This is a genomic window from Mycolicibacterium doricum (assembly GCF_010728155.1).
In the GTDB taxonomy this organism is placed as follows: Bacteria; Actinomycetota; Actinomycetes; order Mycobacteriales; family Mycobacteriaceae; genus Mycobacterium; species Mycobacterium doricum.
The window spans coordinates 1,449,196-1,465,912 of record NZ_AP022605.1 but is presented as its reverse complement, the minus strand read 5'-3'; the positions used below and the strand labels follow the sequence as shown (position 1 = coordinate 1,465,912).

Below are 16,717 nucleotides of genomic sequence, written 5' to 3'. Positions count from 1 at the left end.
TCGCCTACCGCACCGACAGGAGGCGGTCGAAGACAAGTGGGCCCCTCAGGCGCCGACGCGCTGGTAGCTGTGGAAGCGGTAGCGCAGCCCGGAAGTGCTGGTCTGCCACAAGCCGAGTGTTCCGACCCAGCCCCCACCCAGCACGGGCGCGACGGCGTCCGCATCCTGACGGTGCACTTCGATATCGACCTCGGTGACCTCGCACCGCGTAGCTCGGTGCAGCGCCAGCGTGTAGACGCGCTCGCCGCCGATCACCCACGTCTCCTCGTTGCCCAGCGCGTCGTCGAGACTCGTCACAACCTCTGCACCGTCAGCCAGGTAGTCGGCCTGCCGGGTGAGCACGACGTTCTTACGTCCTGGGAGCGGCCGGACCTTGGATGGCAGCGATTCCCACGTGAGTCGACCCATCACCACCGGGTGACCGAGGGTGATCTCCTTGAACCGGGCGAGATCCTCCGGCAGCCGCCACGGGATTCCGCCGCCACGTCCGATCACGCCTGAGGTGGACTGCGCCCAGATGAGTCCTACCGAACTCATACCGCCACCGGCGCTTTGATCGCCGGGTGCGGGTCATAGTTCTTGACGTCGACATCCTCATAGGTGTAGTCGAATATCGAATCGCGGTGGGCGAGAACCAGTTCAGGGTATGGCCGGGGTTCGCGGCCCAGCTGCTCGGTTACCTGCTCGACGTGGTTGTCATAGATGTGACAGTCACCGCCGGTCCACACGAACTCACCGACGTCGAGCCGGGCCTGCGCGGCCATCATGTGTGTGAGCAACGCATAACTGGCGATGTTGAACGGCACGCCGAGGAACAGGTCCGCGCTGCGCTGGTACAGCTGACAGGACAGCCGGCCGTCAGCGACGTAGAACTGGAACAAGGCGTGGCAGGGCGGCAACGCCATCTGCGGGATCTCCCCGACATTCCACGCCGAGACGATGTTGCGCCGCGAGTCCGGGTCGGTCCTGAGCAGGTCGATGGCCGCGCTGATCTGGTCGACGTGTCCTCCCGACGGCGCCGGCCACGAGCGCCACTGCGCCCCGTAGACGGGGCCGAGGTCACCGGTGTCGCCGGCCCATTCGTCCCAGATGGTGACCCCGTGTTCCTGCAGCCAGCGGACGTTGGAGTCGCCACGCAGGAACCACAACAGCTCGTAGACGAGCGACTTGAAGTGCACCTTCTTGGTGGTGATCAGCGGGAAGCCAGCAGCCAGGTCGTAGCGCATCTGGTGACCGAACAGGCTGCGGGTCCCGGTCCCGGTGCGGTCCGCCTTGGGTGTGCCGCGCTCGAACACGAGACGCAGTAGGTCCTCGTAGGGCGTGGGGATCGGCCCGGAGATCGACACGTCGGCCAGCTTACTTCCTGAGGCGGCGAGTAGAACGGATGGCATGCCGAGTATCACCGCGACCGTGACGACGCCGGACGGCGACTGTCCCGTGACCCTGCACACGCCGAACGGACCCGGTCCGTGGTCCGGTGTGGTGATGTATCCGGACGCCGGCGGCGTCCGTCCCACGTTCCACCAGATGGCCGACCGGCTGGCCGCTTTCGGTCACGCCGTCCTGCTGCCGGACGTGTATTACCGCAGCGGCGACTGGGCGCCCTTCGACATGGGCACGGTGTTCAGCGATCACGCCGAACGCACACGCCTGTTCCGGATGATCAAAACGGTGTCGCCTGATGCGATGGCTTCCGATGCCACCGCCTTCTTCGACTTCCTCGCCGGGCGGCCCGAGGTGCGGGGCGACCGCTTCGGGGTGTGTGGGTACTGCATGGGCGGGCGAACGTCGCTGATCGTGGCGGGCCGGGTTCCCGAGCCGGTTGCGGCAGCGGGTTCGTTCCACGGCGGCGGTCTGGTCACCGACGACGAGACCAGTCCACATCTGCTGGCCGACCGGATGACCGCCACCGTGTATGTGGCGGGCGCGCAGAACGACAACTCCTTCACCACGGAACAGGCCGAGACTCTGGACAAGGCGCTCACGGTGGCCGGAGTCCAGCACACCGTGGAGATGTACCCGGCCGGTCACGGTTTCGCCGTGCCCGACAACGCCCCCTACGACGAGGAGGCCGCACAGCGGCACTGGATCGCGCTGCAGGAACTGTTCGCCGGCTCGTTGCCGAGTTAGGCGGCGGTGTCGCGGTTGCGCCGCATTCTGCCCAGCGCACGCGAAATACCTCGCGCCGCGTAGATGCCTGCGACGACCGCTAGCACGATGAGCGCGATGAACATCACCAGCCAGTTGCTGCGGCTGTGGCTCACGTTCCACCACACGATCGTGAACAGCACGGTACAGAGGAACACCACGATGTCGCGCCAGTTGCCCTCGTAGGACATCGCGGCGGTGCGCAGCTCACGGGTGCGCTCAGTGGTCGTGATCATATCCTCGATGCGCTGGTCGATGCTGCGTTTGAGACGCTCGCGCAATTCGGTGTGATCGGGCGGGATGCGTTCGAGCAGATCCATGTCCTTGGCGATCATGCTCCGGACGTCGGGCCCTTTCATACCGCCCGCAGCGATACCGAGGAGGGCACCGCCGGCGATGGGAGCGGCCCCCAGGGCGATCTCGGCGATACCCGGCATACGTAACATCCCTTCACTGCATCAACCCTTCACTGCATCAACGTGGCGGCGAGCGTGCCGCCCAGTTCGTAGGCCCGCTCGCGGACGGCGGCGTCGGCCGCGCCCGCGACGTCGAGCACGTCGGCGGCCTTCTCGAGACCCAATCCCGTCGCCAGCTTCTCCACCGCGTTCACCGCGCCGACGGTGTCGTTGTTGCCATGGACCCACAGTCCGTACGGGCGACCGGCCACGTGGTCGAGGCTCGGGTAGTACACGGTGTCGAAGAAGTGTTTCAGCGCGCCCGACATGTAGCCGAAGTTGGCGGTGGTGCCGAACAGGTAGCCGTCCGCGGCCAGCATGTCCGGCAGCGTGGCCGCCAGGGCCGGTCTCACCTCGACGTCCACCCCGTTGATGTCGGGATCGCGCGCACCAGCGAGAACCGACTCGAGGAGTTCCCGCGTCGCCGGCGACGGCGTGTGGTGGACGATCAGCAGGGTGCTCACGCGGAGGCTTCTAGCTCGACGGCTCGACGCATCGCCGCGCGGGCTCGACCGCGATCGCCGGCGTAGTCGTACGCCCTGGCGAGTCGGTACCAGCGGATCCAGTTGTCCGGATCCTCCTGCAATTCGTTGCGCACGACGTCGAAAAGGGCGTCGGCGGCGGCCCGCTCGATCCGACCCGACGGGCGACGCGGCAGATCGCTGACGTCGAGGTCCAGGTTCTGCTCACTGGCCAACCGCACCAATCGTTGGTGGGCGAAGCCGGCCTGCAGGGTGCTGACCATCACCCAGATCCCGATCAACGGCAGTGCCAGCAGCGCGACACCCAGTCCGATGGCCGCCGGCTCGCCGGAGCTGATGAAGGCGAAGGCGATCCGGCCGAGGAGCAGGAAGTACACGACCAGCGCAACGCACATGAGGGCGATGAGCACCTGGGTGCGCAGGGCGCGCCGGTCGTCGGTCATGTCAGGTCGAGAAGCGGTTCGATACCGACGGTCAGGCCGGGCCGCTTGGATACCGTTCGCACCGCGAGCAGGACCCCGGGCACGAATGAGGTGCGGTCGATGCTGTCGTGCCGGATGGTCAGCGTCTCGCCCTGGGTGCCGAAGAGGATTTCCTGGTGCGCTACCAGTCCGGCCAGCCGGATCGAGTGCACGGGAACGCCGTCGACGTCTGCGCCGCGGGCCCCGTCCAGGCCGGTGCTGGTGGCGTCGGGGTTGGCCGGCATGCCTTTTCGCGCGGCGGCGATGAGCTTCGCGGTGCGTGCCGCCGTACCCGACGGGGCGTCCGCCTTGTGCGGGTGGTGCAGTTCGATGACTTCCACCGATTCGAAGAACCGCGCTGCCTGCTGCGCGAAGTGCATGGACAGGACGGCGCCGATCGCGAAGTTGGGGGCAATCAGCACGGCCGACTCGGGCCTGTCTGCCAGCCAGTGCTGCACCTGTGAGATGCGCTCGTCGGTGAAGCCGGTGGTACCGACGACCGCGTGAATGCCGTTGTCGATCAGGAACTTCAGGTTGTCCATCACCGCGCTGGGGTGGGTGAAGTCGATGGCGACGTCGGTCTGGGTGTCGACCAGCGCGCTCAGCGGATCACCGGCGTCGACCCCTGCCGTGAACGTGAGGTCGTCGGCGGTCTCGACCGCCTGCACCATCGTCGCTCCCACCTTGCCTTTGGCACCCAGCACGCCTACTCGCATGGGCTCACCCTAGTAGGCGGCCTTCACGACCCCTCCCCTCGTCCCCGCGACCGTGTGGGTCTGAACCCGACTCAAACAACTTGTGTCACATAGGTTTCACCAGTCACGCGGCGGCACGGTTTTGTCGGACCATCGAACTAATGTTCGAGATATGGACGGGGCAGCAGTCGTCGCGGCATTCGCCGAAGTCGAAGCCGCCCGTGACGCATTGGCCGCGCTGCCGGTGGAGTCGCTGAGCGCCGCGCAAACCCTGGAAGTCATCGCGCTGCGTGAGCGTGGCCGCCGCAGCGACCAGGCCATCGACCACACCCTGACCGCCCGCCTGATCGACCAGGCCAACCCCCACGATTGGGGTGCCACCTCGGTCAAGAAGCTGCTCGCCGGCCGGTTGCGGATCTGGGAGAATGACGCCGCCGACCGACTATCGGGCGCCCGGCAACTAGGCCCGCGCTACTCTCTGACGGGGGAACGGCTGCAGACCGAGTTGGCCCACACCGCCGCCGCGGTCGCCCGCGGCGACATCGGAACCGCGCACGTGCGCATCATCCAAGACTTCATCAAGAAGCTGCCCGTGTGGGTGTCGTTCACCCAACGCGACGATTGCGAACGCGTTTTGGTCGGCCATGCCGGCGATTTCGGTCCCGGAGACTTCCGTAAGGTCGCCGAGGCGCTGCTCGCCCACATCGACCAAGACGGCACCGAACCCGACTACCCCACGCAACAACGCCGCCGCGAACTCACCGTCGGGCGCCAACAAGCCGACGGGATGAGCCGCATCTCAGGCTGGCTCACCCCCGAAGGCCGGGCTTACTGGGACGTCATCGCGGCCAAATACGCCGCCCCCGGGACCAACCTGCCCCACGACGACTCCGTCACCGGCAGCGACGACCGCACCACCGCCCAACGCAATCACGACGCGCTCACCCGAGCGATGCGCGACGCGATCGAATTCGGCTCCCTGGGCCAGGTCGCCGGGGTCCCGGCCACCATCGTGGCCACCGCCACCCTCGGAGAACTCGAACGCGCCGCAGGGTGGGCGGACACCGGCGGCGGCAACCGGATCCCGATCCGCGACCTGATCCGCATGGCCGGGCAATCCCGCCACTATCTGGCGGTGTTCGACGACCACACCGAAGAGGTTCTGTATTTCGGCCGGGCCAGACGCTGCGCCACCACCGCCCAACGCTTGGCCTTGTTCGCCCGCGATCGCGGCTGCACTCATCCGTCGTGCACGGTGCCGTTCTACTGGTGCGAATCCACCACACCCGCGACTTCTGCAACGGCGGGAACACCGAGATCGACGAAATGACCTTGGCCTGCCAACCTGCCAACCGGTTGATCGAACAAACCCGACTGGACCACCGAACGACCCGGCAACGGCCGCACCGAGTGGATCCCGCCCACCCACCACGACACCGGCCAACCACGGGTCAACCACCACTTCCACCCCCACTGCTACCTCGCCGACAGCAACGGCAACGGCAGTGCCAACGGCAGTGCCAACGGCAGTGCCAACGACGACGGCAGTGCCAACGAAGACGAGGAACCCGAATAGCCCTGCACCACCGTCACAACGGTGACGCGCCCCGCAGATGTTCGAAGATCAACGACGTCTGCGTACCGGCCACGTCGGCATCGGCGTTGAGGTTCTCGACCACGAACGCCCGCAGATCCTCGGTGTCCCGCGCCGCGACGTGGAGAATGAAATCGTCGGCGCCGGCGACGAAGTAGACGTCCATCACCTGCGGCCTGCTCCGGATGTACCGGATGAAGTTGCCGATCTTGCCGCGCGCGTTGGACTGCAGGGTCACCGAGATCATCGCCTGTAGAGACAAGCCCATGGCCGCCGGGTCGATGTCGGTGTAGAACCCGCGAATCACGCCGAGTTCCTGAAGACGACGAACCCGGCCGTGACAGGTCGACGGCGCGATCCCGATCCACTCGGCCAGCGCGCTGTTCGAGATGCGCGCGTCGGCATGCAGGGCGGTCAGGATGCGGCGGTCGACATCGTCGATGTCCCCAGTCCGAACATCCTTCAGCGAGCACGCCGCTCCGCGACCGGAGTTCGTCGATTCTTCAGTCACACGGTCAACATATCGAAGAGAGTTCAACTGTATGGTTCGCGCGTCGAAGTTTCTTCACACTTTCACCATCGACTACTTGAGCACCATCGACTACTTAAGGAGATTCATGCGCGTCGGAATCCCGACCGAGATCAAGAACAACGAGTACCGCGTCGCCATCACGCCCGCGGGCGTGGCTGAACTGACCAACCGCGGTCATGATGTGCTGATCCAATCCGGCGCCGGCGAGGGTTCGGCCATCTCCGATGTCCACTTCGAAGCCGCAGGCGCCCAACTCAGCCCGGGCGCCGACGAGGTGTGGGCCGAGGCCGACCTCCTGCTGAAGGTCAAAGAACCGATCGAAGCCGAGTACTCCCGCATGCGGGAGGGCCAGACTCTGTTCACCTATCTGCACCTCGCCGCGTCGAAGCCCTGCACCGACGCGCTGCTCGCCTCCCGCACCACGTCGATCGCCTACGAGACCGTGCAGACGGCCGACGGCGCGCTGCCACTGCTCGCCCCGATGAGCGAGGTGGCCGGACGCCTGTCCGCTCAGGTTGGCGCCTACCACCTCATGCGGGCCCAGGGCGGCCGCGGCGTGCTGATGGGCGGCGTCCCCGGCGTCGCCCCGGCCAAGGTCGTGGTGATCGGCGGCGGTATGGCCGGCGACAATGCCGCCGCAGTGGCCTGGGGAATGGGCGCGCACGTCACCGTGTTCGACCTCAATATCGACATCCTGCGCAAGATCGATGCCGAGTACGGCGGCGCCATCGAGACCCGCTACTCCTCGGGCCTCGAGCTGCAGGAGGCGGTCACGCAGGCCGACTTGGTGATTGGCGCCGTGCTGATCCCCGGTGCGAAGGCTCCCAAGCTCGTCACGAGTTCGACTGTGGCGAAGACGAAACCGGGGGCGGTGTTGGTCGACATCGCGATCGACCAGGGCGGCTGCTTCGAGGATTCCCGGCCCACCACGCACGACGACCCGACGTTCACCGTGCAGGACACGGTCTTCTACTGCGTGACCAACATGCCGGGCGCCGTGCCGCGCACCTCGACTTTCGCGCTGACTAACGCCACGACCCCGTACGTGCTGAGGCTCGCCGACGAGGGTTGGCGGGCCGCGTGCCAGGCCGATCCCGCACTGGCCAAGGGTTTGTCCACCCATGCCGGCGCACTGCTCAGCGAGCAGGTGGCGGCCGACCTCGAACTGCCCTTCACCGATCCGGCGACCGTTCTCGGCTGATCAGTCGACGTCTCCGTCGACGTAGAACCAGCGCCGCGCTCGAACGGCGAACCGCGACCGCTCGTGCAGGGTGCCGGTTCGCCGGCCGTCACGGTAGTGCGCCCGGAACTGAACCTCTCCGGTGTCGTCGTCGGGACCACCTGCGACCACGTCGACGACCTCCAGGCCGAGCCATTCGATGCCCGTGTCGGGTGCGAGCGTGGCGGGTCGGGTGCGTGGATGCCAGGTCCGCCAGAGGTACTCGGAGTTGCCGGCGGCGTAGGCGCTGTAGCGCGACCGCATCAGCTCTTCGGCGGTGTCGGCCTGACGATCACCCACCACGAGCGGCCGGCAGCACCGCGCGAACGATTCGCCGGTGCCGCACGGGCACGGGTCGGTGGGCTGCACTAAGCCGCGCCACAACTGCGGGAACACCGCCGCGGTGACCTCGCCGGTCAACCGCCTCATGTTCCCCGCATTCTGATCGTCGGTGGCCGACCGCGTCATCACCTTTACCGGCCGACGGTCCGAAGTGGCTTGGGCAGCGATGATTTCGAACGGTGCGGGCCCAGAACCGCCGCACCGTAGGACCGGGTGAGCAGCTGCCGCGCCACGGCATTGACCTCGTCGAGGGTGACGGCGCTGATCTGCTCCAGCGTGTGGTCGATGCTGCGGTGCTTGCCGTAGTTCAATTCGCTTCGGCCGATTCGGTGCATGCGCGAACCGGAATCCTCCAGTCCCAGCACCAGACCGCCGCGCAACGACCCCTTTGCGATTCGGCACTCCGACTCGGTGATGCCGTCACGAGCCACGTCGTCGAGCACCGCTGTCGTCACGCGGACCACCTCGTCGAACCGTTCCGGTTGACACGCCGCGTAGATCGACAGCGCTCCACTGTCGGAGAAGGTGTCCACCGTGGAGTACACCGAGTACGCCAGACCGCGGGTCTCACGAATTTCCTGGAATAGCCGTGAACTAAGCCCACCGCCCAATGCCGTGTTGAGAACGGACAGCGCCCACCGGTGCTCCCAGTGTCGGCCGGGGGTGCGCACACCCAAGGACAGATGCGTCTGTTCGGCATCGCGGTTGATCAGCTGCAGCGTCGGGCGACCCGGTACCCGCCCGGTGCCCTTGCGCGGCGGCACTGCCGAGTTGCCGCGAATCAGTTTGGGGCCGAAGTGCTTGTGTGCCATCGCCACGACGTCGTCGTGTTCGACGTTGCCGGCGACCGCGAGCACCATTCGTTCGGGTGTGTAGCGCCGGATGTGGAAGGAGTGCAGTTGGTGGCGGGTCATCGCTTCGATCGACTCGACGCTGCCGATCACCGGCCGACCGACCGGATGCGAGCCGAACATCGCCGACAGGAAGACGTCACCGAGTGTGTCCTCCGGGTCGTCGTCGCGCATCGCGATCTCTTCGAGCACCACGTCGCGCTCGACCTCGACGTCCTCGGCGGCACACCGTCCCCGAAGCACGACATCGGCTACCAGGTCGACCGCCAACTCGAGGTCGGTGTCGAGCACATGCGCGTAGTAGCAGGTGTGCTCGCGGGCGGTGAAAGCGTTCAATTCACCGCCGACGGCGTCCACCGACTGAGCGATGTCCACGGCTGTGCGGGTCGGCGTCGACTTGAACAGCAGGTGTTCGAGGAAATGCGCGGCCCCCGCCACCGTCGGTCCCTCATCACGGGAACCGACGTTGACCCACACCCCGACCGACGCGGAGCGCACCGAGGGGATGCGTTCGGTGACCACTCGCAGGCCACCGGGCAGCGTCGTGCGGCGCACCACGGACCCAAAATCGTCGTCCACGGTGGCCGCGTCCGCGCTTGCTGTGCTGCGCCGCAGCGATTGCCGACTAATTGCCGGTCGCGCCGGCATCGGCGGTCGCCGGCGTCTCGGCCTTACCGGAGGCACCGCCCGACGGCGTGACCGCGCCGTTGTCCGACGCCTCGTCTTCGGCCACCGGGACCAGCGAGATCTTGCCGCGATTGTCGATGTCGGCGATCTCCACGCGGAGCTTGTCGCCGACCTTCACGACGTCGTCGACCTTCGCAATCCGCTTGCCGCGTCCCAGCTTGGAGATGTGCACCAGACCGTCACGGCCCGGCAGCAGCGACACGAAGGCGCCGAAATCGGTGGTCTTCACCACGGTGCCGAGGAACCGCTCCCCGATCTTGGGCAGCTGCGGGTTGGCGATCGCGTTGATCTTGTCGATCGCGGCCTGGGCCGACAGACCGTCGGCGGCACCGACGAACACGGTGCCGTCGTCCTCGATCGAGATCTGCGCGCCGGTCTCCTCGGTGATCGAGTTGATCATCTTGCCCTTCGGCCCGATGACCTCGCCGATCTTGTCGACCGGCACCTTGATCGTGGTGATCCGCGGCGCGTACGGGCTCATCTCGTCCGGGGCGTCGATGGCCTCGGCCATCACCTCGAGGATGGTCGTGCGCGCATCCTTGGCCTGGGCCAGCGCGCCCGCCAGCACCTGCGATGGGATGCCGTCGAGCTTGGTGTCCAACTGCAGTGCGGTGACGAAGTCCTTGGTGCCCGCCACCTTGAAGTCCATGTCGCCGAACGCGTCCTCCGCGCCGAGGATGTCGGTCAGGGCGACGAAGCGCGTTTCCACACCACCACCTTCAACTTCCACGTCATCGGAAACCAAGCCCATCGCGATGCCTGCAACCGGCGCCTTGAGCGGCACACCGGCGTTGAGCAGCGAGAGCGTCGACGCGCACACCGACCCCATCGACGTCGACCCGTTGGAGCTCAACGCCTCCGAGACCTGACGGATCGCGTACGGGAACTCCTCGATGCTCGGCAGCACCGGCAATAACGCACGCTCGGCCAGCGCGCCGTGGCCGATTTCGCGACGCTTCGGCGATCCGACGCGACCGGTCTCACCGGTCGAGTACGGCGGGAAGTTGTAGTGGTGCATGTAGCGCTTGGTGGTCTCGGGCCCCAGCGAGTCGATCTGCTGGGCCATCTTGATCATGTCCAGCGTGGTCACGCCCAGGATCTGGGTCTCACCGCGCTCGAAGAGCGCGCTGCCGTGGGCGCGAGGCACCACGGCAACCTCAGCGGAGAGGGCGCGGATATCGGTGATGCCACGGCCGTCGATGCGGAAGTGGTCGGTCAGGATGCGCTGGCGAACCAGCTTCTTGGTCAGCGAGCGGAACGCCGCGCCGATCTCCTTCTCGCGGCCGGCGTACTGGTCGGCGAGCCGGCCGAGCACCTCGACCTTGATCTCGTCGGTGCGGGCGTTGCGCTCGTGCTTGCCGGCGATGGTCAACGCCCCCGACAGCGCGTCGGTGGCCACCGAGACAACGGCGTCGTAGACGTCGTCACCGTATTCCGGGAACAACGGGTAGTCGGCTGTCGGCTTGGCGGCGCGCCCGGCGAGTTCCTGCTGGGCGGCGCACAGGGCGGCGATGAACGGCTTGGCCGCCTCCAGCCCCTCGGCGACGATGGCTTCGGTGGGTGCCTGGGCACCGCCGGCGACCAGTTCGACGACCCTGTCGGTGGCCTCGGCCTCGACCATCATGATCGCGACGTCACCGTCGGCGAGCGCCCGGCCCGCGACGACCATGTCGAAGACGGCGCCGTCGAGCTGCTCGACGGTCGGGAAGGCGACCCACGTCCCGTCGATGAGCGCGACCCGCACGCCGCCGACCGGGCCGGAGAACGGCAGGCCGGCGATCTGAGTCGACGCCGAGGCGGCGTTGATCGCCACCACGTCGTACAGATCCTCGGGGTTCAGGCTCAGCACCGTGACGACGACCTGGATCTCGTTGCGCAGCCCGGAGACGAACGTCGGACGAAGCGGACGGTCGATCAACCGACAGGTCAGGATCGCGTCGGTGGAGGGACGACCTTCACGACGGAAGAACGAGCCAGGGATGCGGCCCGCGGCGTACATCCGCTCTTCGACGTCGATCGTCAGGGGGAAGAAGTCGAAGTGGTCCTTCGGGCTCTTGCTGGCCGACGTGGCCGACAACAGCATGGTCTCGTCGTCGAGGTAAGCGACGACAGCACCGGCCGCCTGCTGGGCCAACCGGCCGGTCTCGAAACGAATGGTGCGGGTGCCGAAGCTCCCGTTGTCGATGACGGCGGTCGATTCGTACACACCGTCTTCAAGTTCAACTACAGACATTGACGTCCGTACAGCCTCTCTGAATTCATTCAGCTGTTTCGCGTCGTCACGCCGGGAACACTCGCAGCGGATGTACCACCGGCCTTGATGCGGCCACGGCCGTCGATCGAAGCGGCCGGAAACCGTGAGGTCACCGGCAGCCACTACCGAAGACCGCCCGATCAGGCGGCTCCTGGCATGACACACGGGAACAAAGCCCGCGGACTGCGCGCTTCGCACCCAATATCGTGTTCGAGCGTCGCATCGAACACATCAATGCTACATGGCGGGCATCTGCGACCGGAGCCTGGACGGCCCCCGCGGCGATCCCGCCCCCGTGGGGGAGCAAGGTCACATCGTCAGGTCACATCGTCAGCGACGCAGGCCCAGTCGCTCGATCAGCGAGCGGTAGCGCTCGACGTCGACCTGGGCGACGTACTTCAGCAGCCGGCGACGACGGCCGACCAGCAGCAGCAGCCCGCGCCGCGAGTGGTGATCGTGCTTGTGCTGCTTGAGATGCTCGGTCAGGTCCGAGATGCGCTTGGTCAGCAGGGCGACCTGCGCCTCGGGTGAGCCGGTGTCCGACTCGTGCAGGCCGTACTGGCCCAGGATCTCTTTTTTCTGCTCGGCGGTAAGCGCCACGAAAATACTCCATCCATCGGTCCGCGGGTGAACGAAACTGTGCCCTCGCAAGGGCGACGCGGCCGCCGCGAACTGCAGCACACGCCGTAGACCCGAGCAGTCTAACAGCGAGGTGACATCAGCCAGAATTGCGCAGGATCGCACGGGCCCGCTCGGCGTCCGTAGCCATCGTCGCGATCAGGTCGTCCACCGAGTCGAACTTCTCCTGTCCGCGGATTCGGGCCACGAAATCGACGGCGACGTGCTGTCCGTAGAGGTCGGCGGAGGTGTCGAGGATGAACGCCTCGACGGTTCGGGTGCGGCCGGAGAACGTCGGATTGGTGCCGACGGACACGGCCGCCTGATAGCGCTCGCCGGGCACCACTGTGCCCATCACCGGACCGTGTCCGAGGACGGTGAACCAGGCGGCGTAAACCCCGTCGGCCGGGATCGCCGAGTACATCGGCGGGGCCACGTTCGCGGTTGGGAACCCCAGCCCGCGGCCTCGCCCGTCACCGCGTACGACGACACCTTCGACGCGGTGCGGACGGCCGAGCGCCTCCGCGGCGGCGACGACGTCACCGGCGTCGACGCAGGACCGAATGTAGGTCGAGGAGAAGGTGACGGTCTCGTCGCGGTCGGAATCGGCGGCCTCGGAAACCAAAGACAGACTGTCGACGGAGAACCCGAACCGCTCCCCCGCCTTCCGCAGTAAGTCGACGTTGCCCGCCGCCTTCTTCCCGAACGTGAAGTTCTCGCCGACGACGACCTCGACGACGTGCAACCGTTCGACGAGCAGTTCGTGGATGTAGCGCTCGGGGGTGAGCTTCATGAAGTCCGCCGTGAACGGCATCACCAGGAAGACGTCGATGCCGAGCTCCTCGACCAGCTCCGCCCTGCGTGTCAGGGTCGTCAGCTGGGCCGGGTGACTGCCCGGGAAGACGACCTCCATCGGGTGCGGGTCGAACGTCATCAGGACGGTCGGCACACCGCGGGAACGACCGGACTTCACTGCGTTGTCGATCAACTCCGCGTGCCCACGGTGGACACCGTCGAACACTCCGATGGTGACGACACATCGCCCCCAGTCCGTGGGAATGTCGTCCTGACCCCGCCAGCGCTGCACGACCGCAAGCCTACGGCGCGCCACGCTGGCCGGCTTCGCTAGATCACCCGATCTATCGGTGACTGCCTAAACTCGGTGACTGTGAGTCCTGACGGCAACACCCGCGACCTGACGACGGTCGCTCAGGACTACCTCAAGACCATCTGGACCGCGCAGGAGTGGTCGCGCGGAAAGGTCAGTACGAAGTTGCTCGCCGAGCGGATCGGCGTCTCCGCTTCGACCGCATCGGAGTCGATCCGCAAACTCGCCGATCAGGGTCTGGTCAACCACGAGAAGTACGGCGCGGTGACACTGACCGACGAGGGCAGGCGCGCTGCGCTGCAGATGGTCCGCAGGCACCGGCTGATGGAGACGTTCCTGGTCAACGAGCTCGGGTACAGCTGGGACGAGGTCCATGACGAGGCCGAGGTGCTCGAGCACGCGGTCTCGGATCTGATGCTCGACCGCATCGACGCCAAGCTGGGCCACCCGACCCGCGATCCGCACGGGGACCCGATCCCGGCCGCGGACGGGCGGGTGCCCACCCCGCCAGCACGCCAGTTGTCGGAATGCGAGAACGGCGACGCGGGCACGGTGGCCCGGATCTCCGACGCCGACCCGGAGATGCTGCGGTACTTCGACAGCGTCGGGATCAGCCTGGACTCGAGGTTGCGGGTGCTGGCCCGGCGCGACTTCGCCGGGCTGATCTCGGTGGCCATCGAGGGCGGCGAGGGCGGCGAGGGCGGCGACGCCACGGTCGATCTGGGCAGTCCCGCCGCCGAGGCCATCTGGGTCGTCGCCGGCTAGCTCACAGGGTGGCGGGTCGTAGCACCACCACGGACTTCGTCCGCTGCGGTCCGTCCTCGAGCAGCGCGAGGACCGACCCGTCCGGCGCAGTGGCCGCGTAGATGCCCCCGATCCCCGCCGGTTGCAGCGCCCGCCCGTGCCGGGTCGACTCCGCCTCCTCGGTGGTGAGGTGGCGGCACGGGAATGTGAGCAGGCACGCCGCGTCGAGCGAATGGCTCAATCGCGGCTCGTCGGACAGCGCATCGAGCGTGTGCGCGTCGTCCAACCCGAACCGCCCGACGCGCGTGCGGCGCAGCGCGGTCAGATGCCCACCGACCGCGAGGGCGATACCGACATCTCGGGCCAGTGCCCGGATGTAGGTGCCGCTGGAGCAGTCGACCGCGACGTCGACGTCTGTGAACCCGTCCACCCGCCGGATCGCGAGCACGTCGAAGCGGTCGACGCGCACCCGCCGAGCGGCCAGTTCGACGGTTTGCCCCTCCCGCGCGAGCTTGTAGGCACGCTGCCCGCCCACCTTGATCGCGCTGACCGACGACGGCACCTGCTCGATCTCGCCGCGCAGCGCCGCGACCGAGTGTTCGATCTGCTCGTCGGTGATGCCGGCCGTCGGTGCGGTTTCGACGACCTTTCCTTCGGCGTCCTCGGTCGTGGTCGTCTGCCCGAGGCGGATCGTGGCCGAGTACGACTTGTCCGTCGCGGTGAGCAGGCCCAAAAGTTTGGTGGCGCGGTCGATGCCGACCACCAGCACCCCGGTGGCCATCGGGTCGAGCGTGCCCGCATGACCGACCTTGCGCGTGCCGAAGATCCGCCGGCACCGGCCGACGACGTCGTGGCTGGTCATTCCCGCGGGTTTGTCGACGACGACGATGCCGCCACTGGTCACAGGACGATGGCTGTCAATGCCAGGCTGCCGCGCACCGACCACCTGCCCTCCAGAGCGGTCAGCGGCGGCCCGGACTCGGCGGCAGGATCGACCAGCACCTTCGACAGGAACCGCCCCGTTTGCCCGGACCCGTCGACGTCGAAGGTGATGTGGGCGTCTTCGAACCCGAGCCACCGATGGGTCAGCGGGAACCAGGCCTTGTACGTGGCCTCCTTGGCACAGAACAGGATCCGGTCCCAGTGCAGGCCGGCGGGCAGCACCGCGAGTTCACTGCGCTCGTCGGGCAGGCTGATCGCTTCGAGCACGCCCTTGGGTAGGACGTCGTGCGGTTCGGCGTCGATCCCGATCGAGCGAACGTCGCCGCGGCGAGCGACGGCGGCGCCGCGGAAACCCTCACAGTGGGTGAGGCTGCCGACCACGCCGTCGGGCCAGCACGGTTCACCCTTGTCGCCCTTGAGGATCGGGACCGGCGCCACGCCGAGTCCACCGAGCGCCTCGCGCGCGCACAAGCGCACCGTCAGGAACTCGTTGCGCCGCTTGGCCACCGAATGCGCGATCAACGGCTCCTCTTCGGGCAGCGGGGCGATGCCGGGCGGATCGTCGTAGCGTTCGGCGGAGATCACCCTGTCCCCCAACACTTCGGGCAGGAGTGTCATCCGCGCCTCACCTTGATTCGCTCCTGGATCTTTTCCGCGTTCTCCCGCATCTCCCGCGTGATCTGGAAGTGGCCGCCGAATTCGTTGAGGTAGCCCGACGGGTACTCCGGCTCGGGCAGGATCTGGCGCAGCCAACGATAAGGCTTGCGGCGACGCCATTCTCGCGGATATCCGACCGACACCTCTTCGAAGCGCACGTCGTCGTACCAGGTGGTGCGCGGAATGTGCAGATGCCCGTACACCGAACACGCCGCGTTGTACCGTGTGTGCCAGTCGGCGGTCGCCGTCGTACCGCACCACAGCGAAAACTCGGGATAGAACATGGCGTCGCAGGGTTCGCGCATCATCGGGAAGTGGTTCACCTGGATCGTCGGCGTCATCCAGTCGAGGTCCTCGAGGCGCTTGCGCGTGTGGTCGACCCGGTCGCGGCACCACGCGTCCCGGGTGGCGTAGGGCTCGGCGGACAGCAGAAACTCGTCGGTGCCGACGACGTTGCGCTCACGGGCGATCGCCAGTCCTTCCGCCTTCGAGCCCGCGCCGGGCGGCAGGAAACTGTAGTCGTACAGCAGGAACATCGGCACGATCGTCGCGGGGCCGCCTTCCCCGGTCCACACCGGGAACGGGTGCTCAGGGGTGACGATTCCCATCTCGTCGCACATCGTGACCAGGTAGTCGTAGCGCGACCGGCCGAAGATCTGCATCGGATCCTTGGTGGTCGTCCAGAGTTCGTGGTTACCCGGCACCCAGATGACCGTCGCGAAACGCTTCCTCATCAGGTCCAGCGCCCAGCGGATCTCGTCGGTGCGCTCCCCGACGTCGCCGGCGACGATGAGCCAATCGTCCGGGGATGCCGGGTAGAGCGACTCGGTGACCGGCTTGTTGCCGGAGTGACCCGTGTGCAAGTCGCTGATCGCCCACAACACCGGTCGCCGGTCGCGGGAGTTTCGGGGTGCCGCCACAATCTGTC

Annotated in this window: 18 protein-coding genes and 1 pseudogene; 4 read left to right on the top strand and 15 right to left on the bottom strand. The window is 67.1% G+C overall.

Annotated elements, in window-relative coordinates:
* Positions 1-45: 45 nt before the first annotated feature.
* Positions 46-537, bottom strand: coding sequence for a dihydrofolate reductase (locus G6N07_RS07285; protein ID WP_085191009.1), 492 nt, complete (start codon positions 535-537; stop codon positions 46-48).
* Positions 534-1,391 (bottom strand): thymidylate synthase, encoded by an 858-nt coding sequence (locus tag G6N07_RS07280; protein WP_085191010.1) that lies wholly within the window; start codon positions 1,389-1,391, stop codon positions 534-536. The genes G6N07_RS07285 and G6N07_RS07280 overlap by 4 nt, the downstream gene beginning before the upstream one ends.
* On the opposite strand from G6N07_RS07280, the gene G6N07_RS07275 reads away from it, so the two are divergent.
* Positions 1,390-2,130, top strand: coding sequence for a dienelactone hydrolase family protein (locus tag G6N07_RS07275; RefSeq protein WP_085191012.1), 741 nt, complete (start codon positions 1,390-1,392; stop codon positions 2,128-2,130). The genes G6N07_RS07280 and G6N07_RS07275 overlap by 2 nt on opposite strands.
* Here the strand turns inward: G6N07_RS07275 and G6N07_RS07270 are convergent.
* From G6N07_RS07270 to dapB, 4 genes are read right to left on the bottom strand one after another with little or no spacing between them, the layout of a single operon-like run.
* Complete coding sequence (locus G6N07_RS07270; protein WP_085191013.1) at positions 2,127-2,585, bottom strand: hypothetical protein; 459 nt, start codon at positions 2,583-2,585, stop codon at positions 2,127-2,129. The genes G6N07_RS07275 and G6N07_RS07270 overlap by 4 nt on opposite strands.
* 29 nt (positions 2,586-2,614) lie before the next feature.
* Positions 2,615-3,067, bottom strand: a complete 453-nt coding sequence (locus tag G6N07_RS07265) for a flavodoxin family protein (protein WP_085191015.1) — start codon at positions 3,065-3,067, stop codon at positions 2,615-2,617.
* Positions 3,064-3,528, bottom strand: a complete 465-nt coding sequence (locus tag G6N07_RS07260) for a hypothetical protein (protein ID WP_085191017.1) — start codon at positions 3,526-3,528, stop codon at positions 3,064-3,066. The genes G6N07_RS07265 and G6N07_RS07260 overlap by 4 nt, the downstream gene beginning before the upstream one ends.
* Positions 3,525-4,262 (bottom strand): 4-hydroxy-tetrahydrodipicolinate reductase, encoded by a 738-nt coding sequence (dapB, locus tag G6N07_RS07255; RefSeq protein ID WP_085191018.1) that lies wholly within the window; start codon positions 4,260-4,262, stop codon positions 3,525-3,527. Before dapB ends, G6N07_RS07260 begins: the two co-directional genes overlap by 4 nt.
* A 151-nt stretch (positions 4,263-4,413) precedes the next feature.
* Here dapB and G6N07_RS07250 point away from each other — a divergent pair.
* Positions 4,414-5,817, top strand: a pseudogene (locus G6N07_RS07250) (DUF222 domain-containing protein).
* Positions 5,818-5,830: 13 nt separating this feature from the next.
* Here G6N07_RS07250 and G6N07_RS07245 read toward each other — a convergent pair.
* A complete protein-coding gene (locus G6N07_RS07245; protein ID WP_085191020.1) occupies positions 5,831-6,346 on the bottom strand; it encodes an HTH-type transcriptional regulator AldR in 516 nt (171 codons plus the stop codon).
* A gap of 106 nt (positions 6,347-6,452) precedes the next feature.
* On the opposite strand from G6N07_RS07245, the gene ald reads away from it, so the two are divergent.
* Complete coding sequence (gene ald, locus G6N07_RS07240) at positions 6,453-7,568, top strand: alanine dehydrogenase (RefSeq protein WP_085191182.1); 1,116 nt, start codon at positions 6,453-6,455, stop codon at positions 7,566-7,568.
* Here ald and G6N07_RS07235 read toward each other — a convergent pair whose 3' ends face one another.
* The 5 genes from G6N07_RS07235 to G6N07_RS07215 all read right to left on the bottom strand — a co-directional run bounded on the left by G6N07_RS07235 (position 7,569) and on the right by G6N07_RS07215 (position 13,425).
* Positions 7,569-7,955, bottom strand: coding sequence for a YchJ family protein (locus tag G6N07_RS07235; protein ID WP_085191184.1), 387 nt, complete (start codon positions 7,953-7,955; stop codon positions 7,569-7,571).
* 104 nt (positions 7,956-8,059) lie between these two features.
* A complete protein-coding gene (locus G6N07_RS07230; protein ID WP_235849751.1) occupies positions 8,060-9,427 on the bottom strand; it encodes a M16 family metallopeptidase in 1,368 nt (455 codons plus the stop codon).
* A complete protein-coding gene (locus G6N07_RS07225) occupies positions 9,405-11,699 on the bottom strand; it encodes a polyribonucleotide nucleotidyltransferase (RefSeq protein ID WP_085191023.1) in 2,295 nt (764 codons plus the stop codon). The genes G6N07_RS07230 and G6N07_RS07225 overlap by 23 nt, the downstream gene beginning before the upstream one ends.
* Before the next feature lie 351 nt (positions 11,700-12,050).
* The gene (rpsO, locus tag G6N07_RS07220) at positions 12,051-12,320 is read right to left on the bottom strand and encodes a 30S ribosomal protein S15 (RefSeq protein ID WP_011559497.1); all 270 of its coding nucleotides are present in this window, start codon (positions 12,318-12,320) and stop codon (positions 12,051-12,053) included.
* Between the two features lie 118 nt (positions 12,321-12,438).
* Positions 12,439-13,425, bottom strand: a complete 987-nt coding sequence (locus tag G6N07_RS07215; RefSeq protein ID WP_099050227.1) for a bifunctional riboflavin kinase/FAD synthetase — start codon at positions 13,423-13,425, stop codon at positions 12,439-12,441.
* 81 nt (positions 13,426-13,506) lie between these two features.
* Between G6N07_RS07215 and mntR the strand changes: the two genes are divergently transcribed.
* A complete protein-coding gene (gene mntR / locus G6N07_RS07210; protein WP_085191026.1) occupies positions 13,507-14,211 on the top strand; it encodes a manganese-binding transcriptional regulator MntR in 705 nt (234 codons plus the stop codon).
* A 1-nt stretch (position 14,212) separates the two neighbouring features.
* On the opposite strand, the gene truB is transcribed toward mntR, so the two are convergent.
* From truB to G6N07_RS07195, 3 genes are read right to left on the bottom strand one after another with little or no spacing between them, the layout of a single operon-like run.
* On the bottom strand, positions 14,213-15,094 hold the full coding sequence (gene truB, locus G6N07_RS07205) for a tRNA pseudouridine(55) synthase TruB (RefSeq protein WP_085191028.1): 882 nt from the start codon (positions 15,092-15,094) through the stop codon (positions 14,213-14,215).
* On the bottom strand, positions 15,091-15,750 hold the full coding sequence (gene pptT, locus G6N07_RS07200) for a 4'-phosphopantetheinyl transferase PptT (protein ID WP_085191030.1): 660 nt from the start codon (positions 15,748-15,750) through the stop codon (positions 15,091-15,093). Before pptT ends, truB begins: the two co-directional genes overlap by 4 nt.
* The gene (locus G6N07_RS07195; RefSeq protein ID WP_085191031.1) at positions 15,747-16,709 is read right to left on the bottom strand and encodes an ACP phosphodiesterase PptH; all 963 of its coding nucleotides are present in this window, start codon (positions 16,707-16,709) and stop codon (positions 15,747-15,749) included. The genes pptT and G6N07_RS07195 overlap by 4 nt, the downstream gene beginning before the upstream one ends.
* Between the last annotated feature and the right edge of the window lie 8 nt (positions 16,710-16,717).